The organism is Desulforamulus reducens MI-1, assembly GCF_000016165.1.
Taxonomy (GTDB): domain Bacteria; phylum Bacillota; class Desulfotomaculia; order Desulfotomaculales; family Desulfotomaculaceae; genus Desulfotomaculum; species Desulfotomaculum reducens.
Genome location: NC_009253.1, coordinates 2,846,788 through 2,867,637 on the forward strand (window position 1 = coordinate 2,846,788; position 20,850 = coordinate 2,867,637).

Annotated in this window: 23 protein-coding genes and 2 pseudogenes; 11 read left to right on the forward strand and 14 right to left on the reverse strand. The window is 39.2% G+C overall.

Features of this window, described 5'->3' with window-relative positions:
• Positions 1–32: 32 nt before the first annotated feature.
• Positions 33–296 carry a helix-turn-helix domain-containing protein gene (locus DRED_RS14030; protein ID WP_011878931.1) on the reverse strand — a complete coding sequence of 88 codons (264 nt, stop codon included), beginning with the start codon at positions 294–296 and terminating at the stop codon, positions 33–35.
• Positions 297–478: 182 nt separating this feature from the next.
• Here DRED_RS14030 and DRED_RS14035 point away from each other — a divergent pair, with 182 nt between their 5' ends.
• Both DRED_RS14035 and DRED_RS14040 read left to right on the forward strand, forming a co-directional pair.
• Positions 479–1,096, forward strand: coding sequence for a LexA family protein (locus tag DRED_RS14035; protein ID WP_011878932.1), 618 nt, complete (start codon positions 479–481; stop codon positions 1,094–1,096).
• A gap of 6 nt (positions 1,097–1,102) precedes the next feature.
• On the forward strand, positions 1,103–2,332 hold the full coding sequence (locus DRED_RS14040) for a tyrosine-type recombinase/integrase (RefSeq protein ID WP_011878933.1): 1,230 nt from the start codon (positions 1,103–1,105) through the stop codon (positions 2,330–2,332).
• Between the two features lie 581 nt (positions 2,333–2,913).
• Here the strand turns inward: DRED_RS14040 and DRED_RS14050 are convergent.
• Both DRED_RS14050 and DRED_RS14055 read right to left on the reverse strand, forming a co-directional pair.
• A complete protein-coding gene (locus DRED_RS14050; protein WP_011878934.1) occupies positions 2,914–3,483 on the reverse strand; it encodes a SprT family zinc-dependent metalloprotease in 570 nt (189 codons plus the stop codon).
• A gap of 12 nt (positions 3,484–3,495) precedes the next feature.
• Positions 3,496–3,735 (reverse strand): hypothetical protein, encoded by a 240-nt coding sequence (locus DRED_RS14055; protein ID WP_011878935.1) that lies wholly within the window; start codon positions 3,733–3,735, stop codon positions 3,496–3,498.
• Positions 3,736–3,937: 202 nt separating this feature from the next.
• Between DRED_RS14055 and DRED_RS14060 the strand changes: the two genes are divergently transcribed.
• Positions 3,938–5,341 carry an IS1380-like element ISDre4 family transposase gene (locus DRED_RS14060; RefSeq protein WP_011878936.1) on the forward strand — a complete coding sequence of 468 codons (1,404 nt, stop codon included), beginning with the start codon at positions 3,938–3,940 and terminating at the stop codon, positions 5,339–5,341.
• Between the two features lie 272 nt (positions 5,342–5,613).
• Here DRED_RS14060 and DRED_RS19395 read toward each other — a convergent pair whose 3' ends face one another.
• From DRED_RS19395 to DRED_RS14070, 3 genes and pseudogenes are all read right to left on the reverse strand, one after another.
• Entirely contained in the window at positions 5,614–5,832 is a 219-nt protein-coding gene (locus tag DRED_RS19395) for a helix-turn-helix domain-containing protein (RefSeq protein WP_420794787.1), read from the reverse strand.
• Positions 5,827–6,304, reverse strand: a pseudogene (locus DRED_RS19400) (IS3 family transposase); the annotation flags it as partial. The gene DRED_RS19395 and the pseudogene DRED_RS19400, both read right to left, overlap by 6 nt.
• Entirely contained in the window at positions 6,253–6,480 is a 228-nt protein-coding gene (locus tag DRED_RS14070; protein ID WP_011878937.1) for a transposase, read from the reverse strand. The pseudogene DRED_RS19400 and the gene DRED_RS14070, both read right to left, overlap by 52 nt.
• A gap of 453 nt (positions 6,481–6,933) precedes the next feature.
• Between DRED_RS14070 and DRED_RS18385 the strand changes: the two genes are divergently transcribed.
• Positions 6,934–7,287 carry a hypothetical protein gene (locus tag DRED_RS18385; protein ID WP_083755180.1) on the forward strand — a complete coding sequence of 118 codons (354 nt, stop codon included), beginning with the start codon at positions 6,934–6,936 and terminating at the stop codon, positions 7,285–7,287.
• A 343-nt stretch (positions 7,288–7,630) separates the two neighbouring features.
• On the opposite strand, the gene DRED_RS14075 is transcribed toward DRED_RS18385, so the two are convergent.
• Positions 7,631–8,164, reverse strand: coding sequence for an O-acetyl-ADP-ribose deacetylase (locus DRED_RS14075; protein ID WP_011878939.1), 534 nt, complete (start codon positions 8,162–8,164; stop codon positions 7,631–7,633).
• A gap of 326 nt (positions 8,165–8,490) precedes the next feature.
• Between DRED_RS14075 and DRED_RS14080 the strand changes: the two are divergent.
• Positions 8,491–9,106: pseudogene (locus DRED_RS14080) on the forward strand (DUF2238 domain-containing protein).
• A gap of 155 nt (positions 9,107–9,261) precedes the next feature.
• On the opposite strand, the gene DRED_RS14085 reads toward DRED_RS14080, so the two are convergent.
• Positions 9,262–10,365: a methyl-accepting chemotaxis protein gene (locus DRED_RS14085; RefSeq protein WP_011878941.1), complete on the reverse strand. Its 1,104-nt coding sequence runs from the start codon at positions 10,363–10,365 to the stop codon at positions 9,262–9,264.
• Positions 10,366–10,575: 210 nt separating this feature from the next.
• Here DRED_RS14085 and DRED_RS14090 point away from each other — a divergent pair, with 210 nt between their 5' ends.
• Positions 10,576–12,030, forward strand: coding sequence for an IS1380-like element ISDre2 family transposase (locus DRED_RS14090; protein WP_011876859.1), 1,455 nt, complete (start codon positions 10,576–10,578; stop codon positions 12,028–12,030).
• A gap of 278 nt (positions 12,031–12,308) precedes the next feature.
• On the opposite strand, the gene DRED_RS14095 is transcribed toward DRED_RS14090, so the two are convergent.
• The 5 genes from DRED_RS14095 to DRED_RS14115 all read right to left on the reverse strand — a co-directional run bounded on the left by DRED_RS14095 (position 12,309) and on the right by DRED_RS14115 (position 16,614).
• On the reverse strand, positions 12,309–12,722 hold the full coding sequence (locus DRED_RS14095; protein ID WP_198006902.1) for a CHASE4 domain-containing protein: 414 nt from the start codon (positions 12,720–12,722) through the stop codon (positions 12,309–12,311).
• Positions 12,674–12,928, reverse strand: coding sequence for a hypothetical protein (locus DRED_RS14100; protein WP_011878943.1), 255 nt, complete (start codon positions 12,926–12,928; stop codon positions 12,674–12,676). The genes DRED_RS14095 and DRED_RS14100 overlap by 49 nt, the downstream gene beginning before the upstream one ends.
• A gap of 187 nt (positions 12,929–13,115) precedes the next feature.
• The gene (locus tag DRED_RS14105; protein ID WP_011878944.1) at positions 13,116–14,519 is read right to left on the reverse strand and encodes a HAMP domain-containing sensor histidine kinase; all 1,404 of its coding nucleotides are present in this window, start codon (positions 14,517–14,519) and stop codon (positions 13,116–13,118) included.
• Positions 14,506–15,225 (reverse strand): response regulator transcription factor, encoded by a 720-nt coding sequence (locus DRED_RS14110; RefSeq protein ID WP_011878945.1) that lies wholly within the window; start codon positions 15,223–15,225, stop codon positions 14,506–14,508. The genes DRED_RS14105 and DRED_RS14110 overlap by 14 nt, the downstream gene beginning before the upstream one ends.
• Positions 15,226–15,261: 36 nt before the next feature.
• A complete protein-coding gene (locus DRED_RS14115; RefSeq protein WP_011878946.1) occupies positions 15,262–16,614 on the reverse strand; it encodes an FG-GAP repeat domain-containing protein in 1,353 nt (450 codons plus the stop codon).
• Between the two features lie 257 nt (positions 16,615–16,871).
• Between DRED_RS14115 and DRED_RS18855 the strand changes: the two genes are divergently transcribed.
• Positions 16,872–17,015 (forward strand): hypothetical protein, encoded by a 144-nt coding sequence (locus DRED_RS18855; RefSeq protein ID WP_156779671.1) that lies wholly within the window; start codon positions 16,872–16,874, stop codon positions 17,013–17,015.
• Positions 17,016–17,458: 443 nt separating this feature from the next.
• On the opposite strand, the gene DRED_RS18860 is transcribed toward DRED_RS18855, so the two are convergent.
• On the reverse strand, positions 17,459–17,620 hold the full coding sequence (locus tag DRED_RS18860; protein WP_156779672.1) for a hypothetical protein: 162 nt from the start codon (positions 17,618–17,620) through the stop codon (positions 17,459–17,461).
• Positions 17,621–17,801: 181 nt separating this feature from the next.
• On the opposite strand from DRED_RS18860, the gene DRED_RS14120 reads away from it, so the two are divergent.
• From DRED_RS14120 to DRED_RS14135, 4 genes are read left to right on the forward strand one after another with little or no spacing between them, the layout of a single operon-like run.
• Entirely contained in the window at positions 17,802–18,242 is a 441-nt protein-coding gene (locus DRED_RS14120) for a Fur family transcriptional regulator (RefSeq protein ID WP_011878947.1), read from the forward strand.
• On the forward strand, positions 18,235–19,188 hold the full coding sequence (locus DRED_RS14125; RefSeq protein ID WP_011878948.1) for a metal ABC transporter substrate-binding protein: 954 nt from the start codon (positions 18,235–18,237) through the stop codon (positions 19,186–19,188). The genes DRED_RS14120 and DRED_RS14125 overlap by 8 nt, the downstream gene beginning before the upstream one ends.
• A complete protein-coding gene (locus tag DRED_RS14130; RefSeq protein WP_011878949.1) occupies positions 19,181–19,954 on the forward strand; it encodes a metal ABC transporter ATP-binding protein in 774 nt (257 codons plus the stop codon). Before DRED_RS14125 ends, DRED_RS14130 begins: the two co-directional genes overlap by 8 nt.
• Positions 19,935–20,765, forward strand: coding sequence for a metal ABC transporter permease (locus DRED_RS14135; RefSeq protein WP_011878950.1), 831 nt, complete (start codon positions 19,935–19,937; stop codon positions 20,763–20,765). Before DRED_RS14130 ends, DRED_RS14135 begins: the two co-directional genes overlap by 20 nt.
• Positions 20,766–20,850 lie beyond the last annotated feature (85 nt).

Genomic DNA, 20,850 nt, shown 5'->3' on the forward strand with positions numbered 1-20,850 from the left:
ATTAGTGGCCACCCAGGGCCACTAATTTTATGTTAGGCTCCTTTGTCAGTTCTTGTTTCTTCACGAAACATAGAGGGAAAAAAATATTTAACTATAGCCTCTGGTTTAATTCCTAAAAACTTGCATACTGCACCTATTTCAGAACAAGTGAACTCTGAAATACCATTAATTTTAAGACTGAAAGTGTTCGGGGCTATATTTAAAAAATCTGCCATAGTTCTTGTGGTTTGCCCCTCACTTCTCATCTTTCCTTTTAAGGCTTTTAGCTCATGATATCGTTTTTTTGTTTTTTTCATTGACCCACCTCCTAAATTTGTTTCGTCAGGAAATATTTATAAACTGATGGTACATAAAAAAATAAACCCTGTCAATGCCTAACGAAATATTTTTTAGTTAAAATGTATACTTTTTATTGCCAAGGGAAACATTTAGATTTATAATAACAAATATTAGATTAGTAAGTATGAGGTGTTTAGAAATGGTTGAAACCACGTTTGATATTTTAAAATTCTCAGAAAGGTTAAAAGAATTGATGGAAAATTCTAATTACAATACGTATTCATTAGCTGAAGCAGTTTTTCTCACACCTGGGACAATTTCAAAATATGTAAACGCGAAAATGGAACCAAAGCGAAACACCATTGAATTGTTGGCTAAACATTTTCAGGTTAATCCAGCATGGCTGATGGGATATGACGTAGACAAATGGCTTGATGGACAAGCCCCGAAAGCAAAAACAATCCCTTTTATTAAATCGGCCAATTATGCCGACAACGAAATTGACGGATACGAAGTTGTATCCAGCAGTGAAGAAATTGATCTTTCTTTTTTGGTTCAGGATAACAGTATGATTAACGCTAGAATTTTTGAAGGCGACATTGCGTATATAAGTAAACAATCAACGGTAGAAAACGGGGAAATAGCCGCAGTAGTTATAGACGGGGCTATCACATTAAAAAGGCTTTACATGATGGACAACTCTATTGTTTTACACTCCGAAAATCCTACCATTCCGGATAAAGTGTTATCAAAGAAAGATAAAAAAGATATTACTATTCTGGGGAAAGTAACTTCCGTTAAATTTAAAGTGAGGTGATAGCCTTTGGCAAGCATTAAAAAATTACCTAGCGGCCGCTTCCAGGCTACCGTCTTTATTGGCAGGGACGCCAATGGAAAGCAGTTAAAAAAGAAAATTACCTGTGATTCCGAAAAAGAAGTCAAAAAGCTAGCCCGAGACCTGGAACAGGAGATTGAAGAACGCAGATATACTAACATGGATAACACAAGGGCATCTGCTTGGTTTGATAACTGGCTGGAGCTAAACAAAAACTCATTGTCACCCTCAACTTATATGAGTTATAAGATGTATGTTGAAACACACTTCAAGCCTGCCTTTGGTAGTTTCAAGCTAGGGCAGATTAAAGAGCTACACGTTAAGAAATACATTAATGATAAACTAAAAGACCTTTCTTCAACAACAGTAAGAAAGCATATCCTTGTACTACGGAAAATGCTATATGATGCTCTTAAACAAAAGAGCCCTTGTACTGACATTGAAGTACCAAAGGCCGAAAAGTATAAACCGTATGTGCTTTCAGAGAAGGAATTTGAAAAAATCCATGATGCCGTAAGAGGTACCAGGGATGAGCCAATTGTACTGCTGGCTGCCTGGTGTGGCCTTCGCCTAGGCGAGATATTTGGTCTTAAGTGGGACGATGTTAGCTGGGAAAAGGGAACCATCAGAGTAGATGAAAACATGGCAATATCTGAGGATGGTTATGTTGATAAAAAGCCCAAGTCAGACAACGGACTAAGGAGTGTAGTTGTCCCGCAGCCCCTTATGGCAATTCTTAAAGATTACAGGATGGAGCAGGCCACACCAGACACAGGCAAGAAAGGCAAGGTTCCTGAGAGCAAAAAAGCCCTTAGGAAATGGATCAGGGTGCTGTTAAAGAAATACGACAGTAAAACAATCGAAGAAATACCCGAGGAACAAAAAGAAGAATTTCTGGAAGAACTAAGGGAAATTCAGAGTAGAATCTTTTTAATGCGGCCAGACAGTTACAGCACATACTTTGGTAAATTGATAGATGAAAAGAACCTCCCCCCTATCCGATTCCATGATTTACGCCACTATCATGCTACCTGGCTATATAAGCAAGGGATCCCGGACCAATATGCAGCGATGCGCCTTGGCCATGACATCAAAGTTCTTAAAGGGATTTATCAGCATTTAGAGGTAGATGTAAAGACGGAAACGGACAATTTAATCAGGGCCGGCTTCGGGGAACACGGGGAACAAAAAGGGAACAAAAGTATTCAAACCATCTAAACGGTTTTTTTATTTATCTAAACATTTCCTACTAGGAAACAAATATTGCAAAATATAAAGCACTGAAATATATGACCCAAAGATTATATGCCTATTATTTCTTTGCAAGAAATACAACGGACTTCTAATCCGTAGGTCAGGGGTTCGAATCCCTTCTGGGACGCCAGTAAAATCAAGCACTCCGAGGTTTTTAAAGCCTCGGAGTTTTATTTTTTGCAAACCATTTGCAAACGTTAAATTATTTACATTATATTTATTATGGATATTTTTTCTTATTTATTAAATAAACCATCTTCTATATTCTGCCAACCATACTACTAACACCCCCTATCTCTCTTATTCTTTTCCCCCTCTCCACCCCTTGGTTTACAAGCCATCCCCCATAACTTTTATTCACTGTTCAATTAACCAACGTCCATAATAGCGAATCAACTAACGAATGAATAAATCTTAATTAAACAATGAAACGAATAAAAAACAAACAAAAAATAAATAAATAAACCAGGGGAACAACGGGGGCACAGATTCCGAACCTTAAAACGAACAAAAATATAGCCCGTATCTAACGGGCATAACGGACATTACTCAAATATTTTAAATTCTTCCCCACACCTCTTACACTTAGCCTCCAGAGGAAACGGAGTACGAATCACCAGGGTCTTATTCTGCTCATCCCTGCAGCCACACACATACCGGTAGGAGTGGTTCTTTACATTGCCTTCCGGCATCTTAATTGGGCAATTAGTACCCTGCACTAGTACGCCTAACTCCTCAGCCTTAGCTTTAAAATCTTTGTTGTGCCAGTTCTTAGGCTTTTTCTCACCGGTGTATAAGCATTCGTCTTGCCACTGGTGGATCATCTCATGCTTCAGGACTTCACATATGGCCTCTTCTTGATCCTCATTAAGATTGATAAGTTCTATATTAAACCGGATATGGTTTTCCAGCCTCAGCCGGTTCTTGCCTGCTGTATAAGTAGCCAGTGTCTTAGTATTCATTTTCTCAAAAGAGATTAGAGGAAAAGATAATTCGCCCTCAAAATACTCCTGGTTAAAGTCTTGGTGTTTTTCATAGAGCATTGCAATAACTTTATCATCACTAGTTAGCAGAGTTTTTAGTGCTTCCTTGGCTTGCAGTTGCACGTCAGCCATTTATAACCCTCCTTATATCCCCGGAACAATAAACTCAATCAGCTTAATACAGTGCTCAATCAACTTCATTAAAAGATTCATCACATAACAGAACTTCTCATAAACTTCCGAGTTAAAAAACATATTCAAAGCCGCCACCCAAAGACATATTTTAATTATTCGAGCTACAAAATTATCAAAGGTCTTAGTTAGGTAGTAAAAGATAGTACCTACAGAAAACAAAACCACAATTTTAGAGAAAAATACTGCCATACTATCCCACCCCTAGAAAAGGGTAAATCCAAGAGGTTTCAGGATGCCATTAACCATATCGTAGATACTGCCGGAAGCTTTGAATAAAACCTGAATCCGTAAAGTAATTTTCTGTCTCACCCCATAATTTATAGGGAAATGAAGGAATATGTAGAAATATACATCTAATCGATATTTCTAATCTTCACCTCAGGGGTGCAACATGAAAAAGATAAGAAACAAGAAAATCAAAACCAAAAACAGAGACGATGATAGGCTCACTATCTTTGAAATTGAACAAGGTGACGAAGAGCTAACCACCCATTCGGGCTTAGCTCTTATTGGAGCCTTACTGACTAATACCAAGATAAAAACACGACTGAACAATACAATGTCTGCTGAACAAAAGAAACCCCATATTTCTAATGGAAGTGTTGGTATTGCCTACATTGGCTTGTTATGCCAAGGCAAGAGTGATTTTGACCACATTGAACCCTTTCGAGAAGATAATTTCTTTGCAATCTCGTTAAACATCAAAGAGACACCGTCAAGCCCAACCCTTCGCCAACGATTAGATATGGTTGCTAAAGATAAGCAATGGAATAATATCCTGTTGGAAGAATCTGCGGGGCTAATCAAAAAAACAAATGCACCACTAACCCCAGCGTACCTGTGTAAAGAAAATAGAGCTTATCTTCCACTAGATATTGATGTGTCTCCCTTTGATAACTCCAACACCAAAAAAGAAGGGGTCTCCCGCACCTACAAAGGCACCGATGGTTACGCTCCCATCTTTGCATATCTAGCAAAGGAAGGTTATTGCGTAAATACTGAGCTACGCCAAGGGAGTGAACATTGCCAAAAGAACACCTCAGAATTCGTTGCTGAAAGCATTCGCTATGCCCGAAAAATTACCCAGTTGCCTTTGCTTTTAAGGATGGACTCAGGCAATGACAGCGCTAGTAATATTGAAATTTGCTTAAATGATGATACTAAGGCTGATTTCATTATTAAGCGAAACCTTCGCAAAGAAACCCCTGAAGGGTGGCTACTATTGGCAAAGAACAATAAAGATATTTACTGCCAGGAACGTGAAGGTAAAAAAGTCTACTATGGTTCCATGATGAAATACAAAAAGGAGCTGAAAAGAGAAATCAGGGTAGTTTACAAAATTACCGAAAGAACCTTTGGTAAAGATGGCCAGATATTTCTCGTACCCCAGGTGGAGGCAGAAACCTATTGGACCTCATTGCCAGACCCTCCACATGTAATCGAAAGACTATACCACGAACATGGCACCAGTGAGCAGTTTCACAGCGAACTTAAGACAGACCTGGATTTAGAAAGACTGCCCTCTGGCAAATTTGACACTAACAACCTAATACTACATTTTGGAGTAGTGGCCTACAATCTGTTGCGCATGATAGGACAATCAACAACTAGAATGCAGCATGTGCCCTTGCGAAAGCAGGCAGAACGCCGTAGGATTAGGACGGTGATTCAGAACTTAATCACGTTGGCATCACGGTTAGTTTCACATGCAAGAAAGAAGAAATTACGATTTGGAAAGCACAGTCCCTGGTTTGAAACATTTAAACAAGCTTACTCTGTGTGTTTAGCAAGATAGAAATATCCACAGAACGATAAAACTTTGCACTAAAAGAAGTGATTGTTTGTTGTTGCCAAATTTAGCCCTAATACGTTTAAGTGAATTATTGAATTGTTGTATCGCAAGACGGCAATACAAAATTTCCCATAAATACTGAGGGATATGGTTACTAAATGGGTTACTCACGGATTCAGGTATTACATATATATAAGGTTAACAACCAACATAACTATGTTGTGAAATTTATGAAATATTTAAGACTAATTACTCATAATAAATAAACCCCTGGATCACTCGTCCAGGGGTTCCCATATATCGTCTGGTCTTATATTTATTTTTTTAGCAATCTTTAACATTGTACTACCGTGAATATCGTCATAATGTTGGTTGCATATTTTTGATAGACTACTTGGAGTTATTCCTATTTCCTTTGCAAGTTGATCCAAAGTGTAACCGGCTTCCATTATTTTAGCCTTCAAGTGAATTTTAAATTTTATTTTCTTTACCATATATTCAAATACTGCGGCACGAGCTTGTTCACGAGTTAGAAAACGTTGTCCATTGAGCCACTCGTACTTCATTTTTCCCCAGAAAGCTTCCATTGGGGCATTATCCCAGCAGTTTCCTTTCCGGGACATGCTGTAAATAAAACCGCGCTTCTTAAGGTAATTTTGATAGTCGTTTGAACAATATTGGCTACCACGTCAGAGTGAATTAACATCCCTGGGGCATGTCTATACCGTTTACAGGCACTATCCAGAGCGTTGATAACAAGCTCCTTCGTATTCTATCACTCATTGAGAGCCCAACTATTTTTTGACCACATAAATCCATCACCCCAGCTATATAAAGCCAGCCTTCTTCTGTCCATAGATAGGTTATGTCGCTGACCGTTTTCATATTGGGTTTTTCTGCTGAAAACTGACGGTTTAAAATATTCTCCGCCACTGGCAGGTGATGGTTTGAATTTGTTCCGGACTTAATTTCCCACTACCTGGGAAGGGAACTTCAGGCTTCTCACAAAATTTTTTTAACCAACCATGTAGCGTGTTAGTGTTTACACCTAACTCTTTTGCAACCGAGGCTATGGAATCTTCAGAGGATTCCACCCGTTTAATGGCTTCCATTTTGAATTCTGAACTATATTGCTTTGCCATCTTTTATGACCCCTTTCAACTTCTATTATACTTGTGTTTCTAATGTCCATCAAAAGGGGTACGGGACAATCTTACTATGGGGCAAGCAAATAATAAGTCGTTACCAAAGCCATAGTCATAGACAGAATAACTAACCACTTTTGTGGTTAGTTATTTTTACATATAGGTTTTTCTTAACGAGTTAATAAGATAGTTAAAGAATTTGTTTATTCATTTGTAACAATTAATTAAAATCTCCATATTATGTACTATACTAAAGCGAAGGAGGATTACACATGGGATACTCACTTGGTGGATGCGGAGGCGGAGGATATTATGATCCTGCTTTTATTATCTTTCTAATTCTTATTCTACTACTGCTTGGTACACCATACCCTTGTACTAGAAATGAATAATACAATTGGCCGCCATAGCCAATATACGTAGCTTGTATCAATAATAGCTAACCATTTGTTGTGGTTAGCTATTATTGTTCACAGTTTCAGCCTGACCGTTGGTATGGCAGAAGTCACTGCAGTGGGACTCTACATAAAATTTTGGTTTCCCGATCTGCCACAGTGGATACCAGGCATAGTGGCAATTATTATCATTGGAGCAGCCAACCTTGTGTCAATAAAATTCTATGGCGAATTCAAGTTTTGGTTTGGTTCTTCCCCGATGGATGCTGTAGGCAGACACCATTCTACCTGCAAACTAAAAACGAGAGGGATAACCCCTCTCGTTTTTAGTTTGCTTAAGGTTACTTCCTGGCTATCCATTACTAGAGGCTCGATTAAATACTACTTCTTCAGGAATTGCTCCGTTTAAAACAACAATGTCCCCTGAATCCCATTTTATACGTGCTTTATGTTGGTTTCATCGTGTTGGTCTTATAGACCCTACGGTTCGAACATTTGTAAGTGATATAAGTGCACCATTGACACCTGAGATGCGGATTGCTTTAAGTGAACTCCTTTAAATGCGTTGGGAGGAAGCCTAATTAGAAGTTACACCTGAAGATTGGTTAGAATATCAGCGTCTATGTTCTGTGGATTCGCCTGATTTTATCCTTAATGTTCCTGATTATTACGCTTTTTTTACATACTCTTTATTTTATGGCAAAGTATAAGTCCATTGTCGAGACATTTCACTTCTTTTTATTGCCAAATCTTCAATCTTTTAAAAGCTTCATAATACTTGAAGGGGACTTTTTAAAAAGAACTATATAGATTTTACTGATGGATGCGTCTGTATCTAGAAACTGTTTCACTTCCTTAACAGCAATATTGACAGCCCTTTCCAAAGGGAATCTATATATCCCTGCACTAATTAAGGGAAAAGCTATCGTTTTTATTTCATTCTTTACTGCAAGGTTTAAAGAATTTCGATAACAATTAGTTAAAAGACTTTCCTCATTATTTTGTCCACCACGCCAGATTGGACCCGGTGTATGGATAACCCATCTTGCAGGTAGATTATATCCAGCAGTTATTTTTGCTTCACCTGTAGGACAACCATTTAGTTTGCGGCACTCTTCAAGCAGAGCTGGCCCAGCTGCAAGGTGGATTGCACCATCTACCCCTCCACCACCAAGTAAGGAGGTATTCGCTGCATTGACTATGGCATCAACTTTTAGTTTTGTAATATCACCTTCAATTAAGCTAATCCTATCCGTTACCTTTGTCTCTTCGTAAGTATTTATCACTTAGGTATCCCCCCTAAAAATGTTTAAGTTAATTGCAAGTATGTGTAAACCTATGTCATAAACGAATTTCCCTTTGTCCCCCAGGCTGTTCTATTATTTCATGGGTGAATTTAATTTTTTTAGATAAATCTCACAATATCTCCATCCTATGTGGAACATTGTTATTTAAAATGTTAAACTTATTTTATAGTTTTAGGAAAACCCATTCAAGCATCTTTAACGGGACTTCCCTATCACCCTTGTCCCTAAAAATGTAGAAACTGTTTAAAGAAGTTGGGTAAATAAATTGTTACAAAAACATTATCTTGTAAGTGAATGGAGCAGTAATGAACAACAAAAAGTATCACATGATATTAATAGTAATCTATTTTATTTTTTTTATTTGGTCAGTTATACAGCCTTATGATTTTTTTACATGGTTTTTAGAAGTCTCTCCTGCCGTTATTGGGTTAGGGATTCTTCTTATTACCTATCAGAAGTTTAAATTCACCAATTTCACCTATAATTTAATTTTGTTACATTCAATTATTTTAATGATTGGGGGCCATTACACTTATGCAGAAGTACCTCTATTTAACTGGTTGAAAGATGTCTTTGATCTAAACCGTAATTATTATGATCGGCTTGGTCATTATGCCCAGGGGTTTATTCCTGCAATAATAGCAAGAGAGATATTGTTTAGAAAATCCATAATAAAAAATGGACACTGGATGTTTTTTATTATTACTTGCATCTGTTTAGCAATCAGTGCCTCCTATGAATTACTTGAGTTTGGGGTTGCAATGTTAACGGTTGAAAGTGCCGAAGCCTTCCTCGGGACACAAGGAGATGTTTGGGATTACACAGTGGGATATGCTATTTGCATTGGTAGGCGCCATTTCCTCACTCCTATTATTAAGTGGCTATCATAATAAGGCACTCAATAATATAAAGTATGATTAAACCACCCAGTATGGAGAGAACTCCTCCAAACTGGGTGGTTTAATCATTTAATATTTAATTCTGCTATAGCGAGAGTAATAAAGCGGTACAATTGTACTTACCCGAAAAGGCCCTCTCAGATCTTACAGGGTGCCTAGTTTTGTAAGCAAGGTTTTTTATACTTTAAACTGTTTTACTACTAATTCAAGTTGCTGAGCAATTTCAGATAATGACTGGGCAGTCGTATTCATTTGTTGAATAGAAGCAGAAACTTGTTCATTACTGGCTGCAAGAGATTCTACGCCCTCCAATGTTAGTTTAAACCTATCGTTTACTGTTTGTACCATTTCGATATTTTTATTTGTTTCTGTTTTAATATTATCAAGCACTTCCCCGGCTTCTCTGGTTAACAGTAGGCTCTGTTCGCATTCTAGACTAGTTATGGCAAGATTCTTGCTCGTACTTTCAATGCCTTCCTTAATATTATATACCATTCGGGCTATTTCCTTAGCGGATGTCCCACTATGATCTGCCAACTTTCGTACTTCTTCTGCCACAACAGAAAAACCTTTACCCTGTTCGCCGGCCCTAGCTGCTTCGATGGCAGCATTTAGCGCTAACAGATTTGTTTGGTCGGCAATCCCTGTAATCACTTCTATAATTTTTCCTACCTGTTCTGATAGGTTCGTAAGTTTGTTTACATCTTCGTTTATTACCGAGGCTAATTCAGAAATCTGTCTGTCCTTCTCAATTACTTTATTTACTATTTGTACACCCTCCAAAGCTACATTTTTAGTAACTTGGGCTTCATTAACAGACTGTAATGTAATGTTATATCCATTTTCTGTTGCTGCTGCAATTTCCGAACTGGTGCCAGCTAATTGCTGAATTGTGGAACTAATTTCTTCGTTAGCGTCCGCTATATGGTTACTGTAGTTAGCTAGTGTTCGTGTTGTGTCTTGAATATCATCTGTTAAACGAGCTAGTTTACTGGTCATTTCATTGATATTATCTGCTAACATCCCTATCTCATCATCCGACTTATAATGAACAACTGTATTAAGGTCACCAGTGGCTATTTGCTTCATACTGTTAGCCATCAGCAGGATAGGATTGATTAGTTTCTTTTTTTGCATAACATAGAGCAAAGCAATCCCCACAATAATAAATACCGACACACCGGTGGTATAGTACACAAATTTATTATTTACGGCTAGGCTGGCCTTTGAACTGCTGGTGTTCAGCAGCATTACAGTAGGCTGCCCGCTGATATCTTTCATTGCAGAAAAGGAATCATAATATTTTTCATTATTGTGGGCATAGGATTGAACTTAGATACGGAAAGTAAAGTTTAAAAACCCAATAACATCAAGGTCTAATAACCATTTTTTGTTGTAAAAAATTTGACAGAAAAAGAGGGTACACCGCCCCTTCTACGGAATTGTTTAGCGTCCAAACAAAACATTCCAAAAGGATGGTGACCCTCTGAAATGATGGTATCACAATTTATTACCACAAATCAACTTGAAACTTTGACCCGTCAACAACGACGTGATTTGGAACGTAAATATCAGAAGAAATTACATTCTCTTCAACGCCTGACTAGCAAAAGTGATCTTCCGATTAGCTTTGACAATACTTCTGTAACTGCTTATGGAAATTTTGGCATACTAGAGGCGTTTAAGCAAGCCATTGATTTCAAGGGTATGCTTAAAGGGGTTTCCCTTAAGCGACATCATAACTGTAAATACTCTGATACAGGGTTGTTAGATACAATCATTGATGCCCTTTCCTTGGGATTATTACGGTTTTCTCATATGAATGCTCTGCAAACTGACCCTGGATACCAGAAAATTAAAGAAGTAACACAAGTGCCTGACGAAAGCACTTTGCGGAACTTTCTATCTCTTATCTGTGAGCAGGAGGCATTAAACCAATTGCCTCTGGTGAATCAGGAAATGCTGTCCTTAAAGGCCAAATCCGATCAGCCCCGTGAAGTCTGGCTAGATATTGATGACAGTGTCCTCACTGTTTTTGGGAAACAGGAAGGATCAAAAGTCGGTTACAATCCTCGGTACCACGGGAGGCCTTCCTACAAGGTAAAGGTAGCATTTATCTCTGGAACTTGCGAACTAGTCAATGCCGGGTTATATAGTGGGAACGTCGCCAGCAATGGCCAATTTATGGAATTCCTTAAAGAGACATTAGAGATCTTAGCTGCCCAGAATATCCTCGTAAAAGGTATCCGCATAGATAAAGGTTTCTTTGATGAGGATAACTTTGCCTACCTGGAAGAACAGGGCATCGAGTATATTTGTAAGGCTAAACTCACCAGTAATATGAGAAAGGTCATTAAATACCTTGATGACCAGAACCAGTGGCAGTCTTTGAGCAACCATTATGCTGCAGCAGAAATCACCATTCCATTACCTAAATGGTCCAAAGCCCGCAGGTTTGTATTTATCCGTGAAACTCAAGAACCTAAGGCATGCGGCGATCAACTTAACTTTGACCTGAAGACATTCGACTACCAGGTGATAATTACTTCTAGTGACGAGCACAACCCAGAGGAGGTATGGCACGAATACAATAAGCGTTGCAATATCGAAAACAAAATTGATGAACTCAAGGTTGGCTTAGGCTTTGAAAAAATGAGCCAAGCAGAGATGGATCGAAACAAAGCCTTTATGTGGCTCAAAGTATTATCGTATAACCTTCTCAACTGGTTTCGCTTGGCCTTATTGGATGGCAAAGACAGCCGTGCTGAAGTGCCCACTATCCGCCGTAAAATACTGAATGTACCTGGGAACATTGTAGGCAACAACCGTTACCGCCATATAAAGTTAGCCCCTAATCCCTGGCTGCAAAAGGCATTGAAGAATGCTAAGGAAAAATTACAAGAATTCCTTTGCATACAGGCATGGGTTGCCGTAAGTTCAGGTTAAACAAACTCGAGACTAATCGAATTAATCAAATATGATATCACTGATCCAAAAAAGATGGGTCTTATTAACTGCACCCTAAAATCTAGCTTTTTATTGGAGTATACAGCAGTGATAACGCTTTCCGAGTGATTAGGCATTCAGGCAACATAGCAGCTCAAGCGGTATAACCAAAAATTGGTTATTTTGGAGCTTTAACTTGGCTCGGAAAGTTACTTTCCGATTTGAAGTTGAATTGTTATTTTATCGGATGATTTTATTCTCTCACGAATAGCTTTTAATTAGTTTATTTCTGATTTTTGTTCTAAAGTACTTACTATAGCTCCATTTGTAAAAATTGTTATATCCGAGTCCGATGTTTTTTTAACCTCACTTAGTAATTCTTTTGTTATATAACGACCATATATTAACAGACCGGGCGGTTCTCCCCCGCCTTCGTTATTCTTAACATTAGCCACGGTAATAATAGCCGGACCTTTATCCGTAAGAAAAATGCCGTTTATAAAATCTAAGGTTTTAATCTTGTTGGTTATGTCAACTGGTATTTCTGTGATTAAATCAAAAGGGGCATCTTTATTTGCAATGACGCTACCCTCTTTATCTGAAACAATAATAAAGTCACAGTCTTCATCTAAAAGGTTATTTTCTAACCAATTAATATCATGTTTTTTAAGGCTTCGTAACAAGCTGTCCACCGTGCATTGGCTACAAGTGTTTTCTCTAAATTCACTCCGAATTGTGCGATTAATTTCTGCACTACCTTGTTTTTGTTAGTTACTGTCTCCTGCTCCATATCCTTGATATTCTTATTTACTTGGGTGAAAATCATAAATAACCCAAGTAGTGTTGGAAGAATAATAAAGACGGCTAGAAATATAACTAGTTTCTTTCCTACACCCATGTTTTTCCCCCTACTTTTATAATTTATTATTAGACGTAGGAAAAAAATGGTTTGTGTCAGTAAGAATTAATATTCCAATATTTAATTTAATCTAAATATTCTTCCTTATTGCCAGCAATACTAGTCTATCATTTAAGCTGCCAAGACCCAATGACCATGGACTATCCACATTCTTACAAAAGAGCACCTAGAGTTTTTTCTGCTCTCCTAGGAGAATTACGGTCACCCTGGTATTCTGCCCCGGGATGCTTTCAATATGCAAGTCACCCTGATGAAGATTAATAATCTCCTTAACAATTGCCAATCCCAGACCACTTCCGGGGCGGTTGGCATTGGCCTTGTAAAATTTTTCCGTTACACGGGGAAGGTCTTCCGACCGGATCCCTTCTCCGCTATTGACAAAGTCTATTTTAATTGTTCCCTCTGAATATTCTGTGCTAATCTGTACCTTACCACAAAATGGAGTAAACTTAACGGCATTATCCAATAAGTTAATAAAGACTTGTTTCAAACGGTTTCTGTCTCCAGTTATCTCTGGCACACTGTCATTAAATTGGTACGGCATCTCAATTTTTTTCTGACGAACCCGTATGGCGTATTGCTGAATCACTTCGGTTAAAAGGGAGTTAATATTTATCTTTTCCAGGTTTAATTTAATACGACCAGACTGAAACCTTGAAAAATCCAAAAGCTCTTCTACCAAGCCGATCATCCGGTCTGTTTCCTTACAGATGATGTTCAGTCCTTCCTTCACTTCCTCCCTGTCCTGCAGTTCCTCACCGAAAAGGGTTTCGCCCCAGCCCTTGATGGAGGTAAGGGGTGTTCTTAACTCATGGGATATGGACGATATAAAATCATTTTTCATTTTATCGCTCTTAAGAATTTCTTCAGACATATAATTGAGAGTATCGGCCAGTTTTCCTACTTCGTCATCCTCCCTTTTTGTCGCTTTCACCGAAAAGTCTCCCTTGGCCATTTGCCCGGCAACCCGGGTCACTTCTTGCAGAGGAATGACAATGCTTCTGGCTAGGACTAAGCTTACTCCCACAGCCAGGAGCACAACTAATAAACCCACGGTCACAGAAACAAGGGTTATCTTCAACACCACGTTATGTAAAGCTTCCAGGGAAACAACATACCGCAGAACCCCCACAGATCGGTTCCCATCTTTTAATGGGTTGGAAACAGCAAGAATTCTTTCCCCGGTGATGTCGTTTTTCCCCCTCCAGACCCCGGTTTTCCCTGCCAGGGCTTCCTTAAAGTCCGGTGAATCCACCCTTTGAGCCCGTGGAAAACCATTAGAATCTACCAGCACGTTCCCCTGCCAGTCTATGATCTCAATTCTAGCTGGTTCATCCTTGGGTAAAGTTTCCAATATTTTTTGGGCATTTGTTTTTAAATAAAAATTATAATCTCGTAGGTATTTATTATAAAAGTTCGCAGAAACAGTGGCACGGCTCACCAGTGCCTGCTCGGCACTGCCAAAGTAATATTGTCTTATGGTACCTATAAACAAACCTTCAAGCACAAGCACAGTTAGAAAGATAACGATAACATAGTGCCAGACCATCCTTCTTTTAATGCCCTTCATTCTCAACTCCTCCCCGCCAGCGATAACCATACCCCCATACTTTTTCTAACGTAGCGGGATTTGATGGGTCATTCTCAATTTTTTGCCTGATTCTGCGGATGTTCACATCCACAATTTTTAAATCGCCAATATAATGACGTCCCCAAATCTGGTTTAAAATATCATCCCGGCTAATGGCTTTATCTACATTGTGTAAAAACAACTTGATAATTTCAAATTCCTTAGGCGTAAGATCAATTTCTTTCTCCCCTTTGTAAAACTTCTTCTTGTCCAGGCAGATACAATAAATACCGGAGCATAGCCTGTTCTCAGCTTCCCCTCCTAGCTGAGTGTTAAAGGGCTGCAACCGTCTTATTAGTGCATTGATCCTGGCAATCAATTCCTTTGGACTAAAGGGCTTTACCACATAATCATCGGCGCCCAGTACCAGTCCAGATACTTTATCCGCTTCCTGCCCCTTGGCAGTAAGCATAATGATGCCTAAGCCGGGATAGCGTTCCTTTAATATCCGACAAACCTCAAAACCGTCAATACCTGGCAGCATTACATCTAAGAGAGCTACGGTAATGGGACCCGCTTGCTCTACTTTCTCCAAAGCTTCTTCTCCGCTGCAGGCCTCCACCGCCTGAAATCCGTTTCTTTTTAAGTTAACCCTAATAAAACTACGGATTGACTCCTCATCTTCCAGCACCAATATTTTTTGCATAGCACCATCCCCAATTGAATCTGTTATCAACATTCTCTAGTACGGAGACGATATAAATTCAAATTGTTCCTTCACTTGCTCCTGTTTTAATAGCAATTCTTGATACTCCTGCAAAGGCTTACCGGAAAGCTTGTTCTCCTTTTCTGGGAATACACCCACAAACACCATTTGACCCTTTTCACCAAGAACAATGTATGGGGCCTGGCTTTTCTTGAACTCTTTTTCCTGTTCTTGCCATTTATTTTGGGGTACGATATGCAGAGTTAGCAATTTAGCCAAAGGCATTTTGCCTTTACCAATATAGTCAAACTCCACCCCTTTTTCAGGATTGTCCTCGATTTCCTTAACTGTAAATTTGCCGATCCAGTTCTGAGGAATAATAAATCTGTAACCAAATATGTAATTTGAGTATTCCTCCAGCACTGGAAGCAACCCATCTTTACCATCCCACTTGTACCACCTGTTCACCCAGGGTATTTCTGCCATTGCCATTTGTTCTGTACCCGGTGGCTCATACATTATGCCGATCTCCATAACACCATCCTTGTCCACATCTTCGCTAGGAAGCGAATAGGGTTTAAAGGTACGGGATTGGCTGAAAACATTCCTTAGGGTATTGTTCTCTAAAAAAACTAACTGTGTAACTGCAGAATGGGCCCCCTCTCCGATATCTACAAAGATGCCTTTACGATCTTTACTGGCCTGCCCGATGACCACACCCGCGGGGTAGCCTCCTTCATACTCCAGTTTAGCAGTTTGCTTCAGTTCCCCTGACACCGCCTGATATAGATGCAACTCAGCCGAGGGTATTTCCTTGTTATTCCTAAAGAGTACTGCCAACTCGGCCTTACCGTCTTCGTCCAGATCCCCAGTGGAAAAGCTGTTATAAGTATATTGACCTATTCTTTTGGCTTTTTTATCTTGAAAAGAATAAATTTCCAGTTCCTTTTCGTACCCGTCAGCTCCGGACCAGCCCACAAGCAATTCCGGTTTTTTATCACCGGTTACGTCCTGCAGATCGCCATAATCAATGCTCTGCCCCAACCCTTTAATGTGATCTTGCAACTGCCATTTACCATCTTCTTTTTTCAATATTAAGGCTCCCATTTCATAGCCAGCCTGCAGATTTTTATAAAAAGCCAGTAACTCTTTGGAGCCATCGCCATCTAGATCCGCTTGCCTAAAGCTGCCTGTGCCGGAAGGCTTCAATGGAATTGTAAATTGAGACCCAGTGGGCAAGAATTGCTCTGCAGCCCGTTTCATCTCAGCCTGACTGACATCCATACTGGGTTGTTTAAGGAGTTCCATGGGGCTTTGCATAAAGTTACAGCCAGTCAAAAGCGAACTAATTAGAAGTGCTGTAATTCCTGATTTGATTTTTCGAATCATGTTTTTTCACCCTATTTCTATTTCTTAGTCTATGGGTTTAGTATATGATAACTTCTTTCTTAAAAAGTAACAAAATAGTTAAAGTTACTCCAAGAAAACTTTATCTAAAAACTACAAAAGACTTTAACCACAAAAGTTAACGCCTTTCTATGTTTAACTGCAATTTAAAAATAAAATTTGAAAGAAGTCTATTCCATAATCTTCAGCGAGTTTTTTTTAATAAAGGGTTAACAATAATGATAAGGGGGGTGTAATTTATGTTTCATAACTATCATCGGCCTCATGGTGCAGCCTTTATGATTATGACATTGGCCTCAATAGCCATGACACTTCCGTTTATGAGTTACATGAAACGAATGGCAAACTCCCTAGAAAAAATAGCAAACAAGAGATACTCCTAATTTTATTTACCGCCCCCGTGGCGGTATTTTTTACAAAAAAAATGGAAGCACTATAAGCAGGCGCACTCCCACAAAATTAAAATATTTTAAAATTGCAAACATTTAATTGTATAAATTAACTTTAAGGTTAACTAATAACTTTTAGTCCTTTATTAAAACCTTAACAATAAACAGTGCAATTTATATGCCAAAAATAAAAGTATGTTTTATAAGATTTATACATCATAATATAAAATTACTAAACAGCCCAATGATTTTGATACTCTCCCAATCATGCACCAGATTAGCCGCATTTCAGTGCTGGTAAGAGAGATTATGGAACACTTTCTAGTACCACTTTAGTACTCTTTTGCCATCCTAATGCACCAAATTGATACAAAAAACAGTTCAAAGAGACATTGATATCCATTAATTAAATAACCGACTCTATACTAATTAAAATATTAGAAAATACTGCAGATAATCTTCTTTAAAAAGAGAGTTCCTAACTTCTCCATAACTTCCGGTGGAATGCCTATTCCCTCAGCCTGCACCACAAATATTACCTCATCTTTGTCAGTGTAGGTTCTCATCGCTAAACAACCGCCCCGTTGCATAGCTTCCAAGCCGGTTCAGGCTATATTAAAAATAACCTTTCGAACTCCCTTTAATATTCAATATTGAAAGTTAAAATGATTTTATGTTTTTCATTTTCCTTTATTTATTTATCTTTAATTGACATATTTCTAATTCCGTTATAATAATTAATAGTAGATAAGATTTATTCCTATTTGAGAAGGTGATTATTTGTCAACAATACAATTATATATCCAACAGCTAAAGGAAAAGGGAGTAAAAGTAACCCCCCAGCGCCAAGCAATTCTCAAGGCTTTTCTAGATACCGAGAATAAGCATCCCAGCGCTGAGGAAATTCATCTTGAGGTTATCCAAAGCTTCCCAGGCGTTAGCCTGGATACTGTTTATCGGAATTTAAACATGCTGAAGCAGTTGGGGATTTTAAGGGAACTGAATCTGGGAGAACGGAGAGTTCGTTATGAGATGGGTAGCGATTCTCACCATCACCATCTTATTTGCACCCAATGTGGTGCGGCAGAGGAAATTCATTATTGCCCTTTGCAATTCTTGGAGTTAGACAAGAAAAATAAGTTTAAAATTCAAAGCCATCATTTTGAAATATTTGGATTATGTGAAAAGTGTTCAAATAAAGGAGGATGTTTTGATGAATAGAATTATTGTCAGTTTTCTGGTGTTTTTCCTACTAACAGGTATCACTACAGGTTGTGGAACAAAACAAATACAAGAGAAGGATGACCAGAAGGATTTACTAAGAGTTTATACCAGTATCTATCCCCTTTATGATTTTGCCAAACAAGTGGGCGGTAACCACGTGATTGTAAAAAATATTATACCACCTGGATCAGAACCCCACGAGTGGGAACCCAGCCCCCAGGATGTTGCCCAAATGACAGAAGCCGATGTCATCATTCTCAGTGGAACCGGTGTAGAACCCTGGGCCGATAAGATTATAACCAGTCTGGATAGGCAAAAGATTACCGTTATTAATGCAGGCCAAAATATTCAATTAATCCCTGGAAGTATGCACCACCACGATGATAAAAATGCTGGAAAAGATGGGAATAAAGATCCCCATGTTTGGTTGGACCCAATTAATGCCAAAATAATGGTAGATAATATTTTAGCCGGTCTAGTAAAAACGGATATGAGGAACAAAGCCTCTTATGAAGCCAATGCCCTGCAATTTAAGGCAGAGCTGGATAAACTCCATGAAGAGTATCAATCTGGTTTAGCTAATGTCAGCAAAAAAGAATTTGTTACTTCCCACTCTGCCTTTGGTTATCTGGCCAAGCGCTATGGGTTGATAGAAATTCCCGTTCGGGGGATTTCGGCTGAAAATGAACCCAGCCCCGCAGATATGGCTGCCATCGTGGAACTTGCCCGGAAAAAAAACATAAACTACATTTTTTTTGAAACGCTGGTAAATCCAAAAGTTTCTGAGACAATTGCACGTGAGTTAAAGGCTGAAGTTTTGGTCTTAAATCCTTTGGGAGGGCTCTCGGAACAAGAACTGGCAGCGGGGGAAAATTATCTTTCTGTAATGCGGCATAATCTCAAAAATTTAAAAATTGCTCTGGGAGTTGGACAAAATGAATAAGAAAATCATTACAATAGAAGGCCTGAGTTTTACCTATGGTTGCCACCCGGTACTAAATAACATTAACCTTAGTATCTCATCCGGTGATGTGGTAGCCATTATCGGTCCTAACGGGTCTGGTAAAACTACCCTATTAAAGCTGGTACTGGGTCAATTAAAACCCACTGCTGGTTCTATTAAACTATTTGGTACTGAGGCACACAAACTAAAGGAAAGATTTCGCATTGGTTATCTGGCCCAAAAGGCAACTGGTTTTAACGCCCAGTTTCCAGCCACTGTCAGGGAAGTGATTTGTTCCGGTCGGGTCCCCCGGCGGGGACTTTTCCGCTCACTGACAAAACAAGATCATGTTCTTGTTGAGCAGATTCTGGAGCAGGTGGGTTTGAAACAATTTGCTAATCAATCTATCGGTACCCTTTCTGGCGGGCAACAGCAAAGAGTTCTCTTGGCCCGGGCTTTGGTTTCACAACCGGACCTCCTAATTCTGGATGAACCAAACACTGGAGTTGATAGCCATGCTTTAGCATCCATGTATGAGTTACTAAAGGATCTAAACCGCTGTCAGGGTATTACCATGCTGATCGTCTCCCATGAATTGGAGGGCTTGTCCTCTCTGGTGAGTCACCAAATTTGCCTGGATAAACATATTTGTACCTGTTCTTGTCATAGTTTTAACGACCCTGAAAACCAACTACGCTTTTGCGATAGACGGATCAATAATCATGTAAAAGCAAAGGAGCCTTGTTATGGAAATCTTTCAATATGAGTTTATGCAGCGGGCCTTAATAGCTGGATTTTTAGTAGGTCTTATTTGTCCCGCTGTAGGTTTATTTATTACTGTGCGTAGAATGTCTATGATTTCCGACGCCCTAGCCCATGTTTGTTTATCCGGTGTGGCTGCAGGGATCATAACGGGTATTCACCCGGTATTAAGTGCTTCACTATTTGCCGCCGGAGGAGGACTATTGATAGAACGGCTGCGCAAGGCCTACCATACTTATTCTGAGATCTCCATTGCCATTATTCTTTCCGCCGGGGTGGCCTTGGGGGCCATTCTTTTGGATTTAGGCAAGGGATATAGTGCAAACTTTATTAGTTATCTGTTTGGCAGCATTGTGGCAATCAGTACCGATGACCTAAAAATCATATCTTTGATGGGTTTTTCCATTCTCCTTTTGATTCACCTGTTAAATAAGGAAATGTTTGCTATTTCCTTCGATGAAGACCATGCCCGTGTAAGTGGAATACCCGTGGACGCCATTAGCATCTGCTTTACCATAATCACCGCCTTGACCATTGCCATGTCCATCCGGGTGGTGGGGATCTTACTGGTTTCTTCATTGATGGTTTTACCTGTTGCCACTTCCATGCGCTTGGCCTCCAGTTTCCGCAGCGCCATGCTGCTAGCCATTTTGTTTGCAGAAAGTGCAATCTTGGTAGGCTTGTTTGCCTCCTTTTACATAAACCTAGCACCCGGTGGTTCCATCGTTATGACTTCGGTGATTTTATTGGTTGCTACCCTAGTCTACCAGCACTTGATCCATAAAATAGCAGTGCATAAAGCAGCTGTTTCTTAGAAAAACTAGGCTTGCGCCAAGTCTTTAGACGCCGGCGGAAGCCTTAGTTGCCCTTATGTATAGGAAAGTTTTATACTTTCTGGTT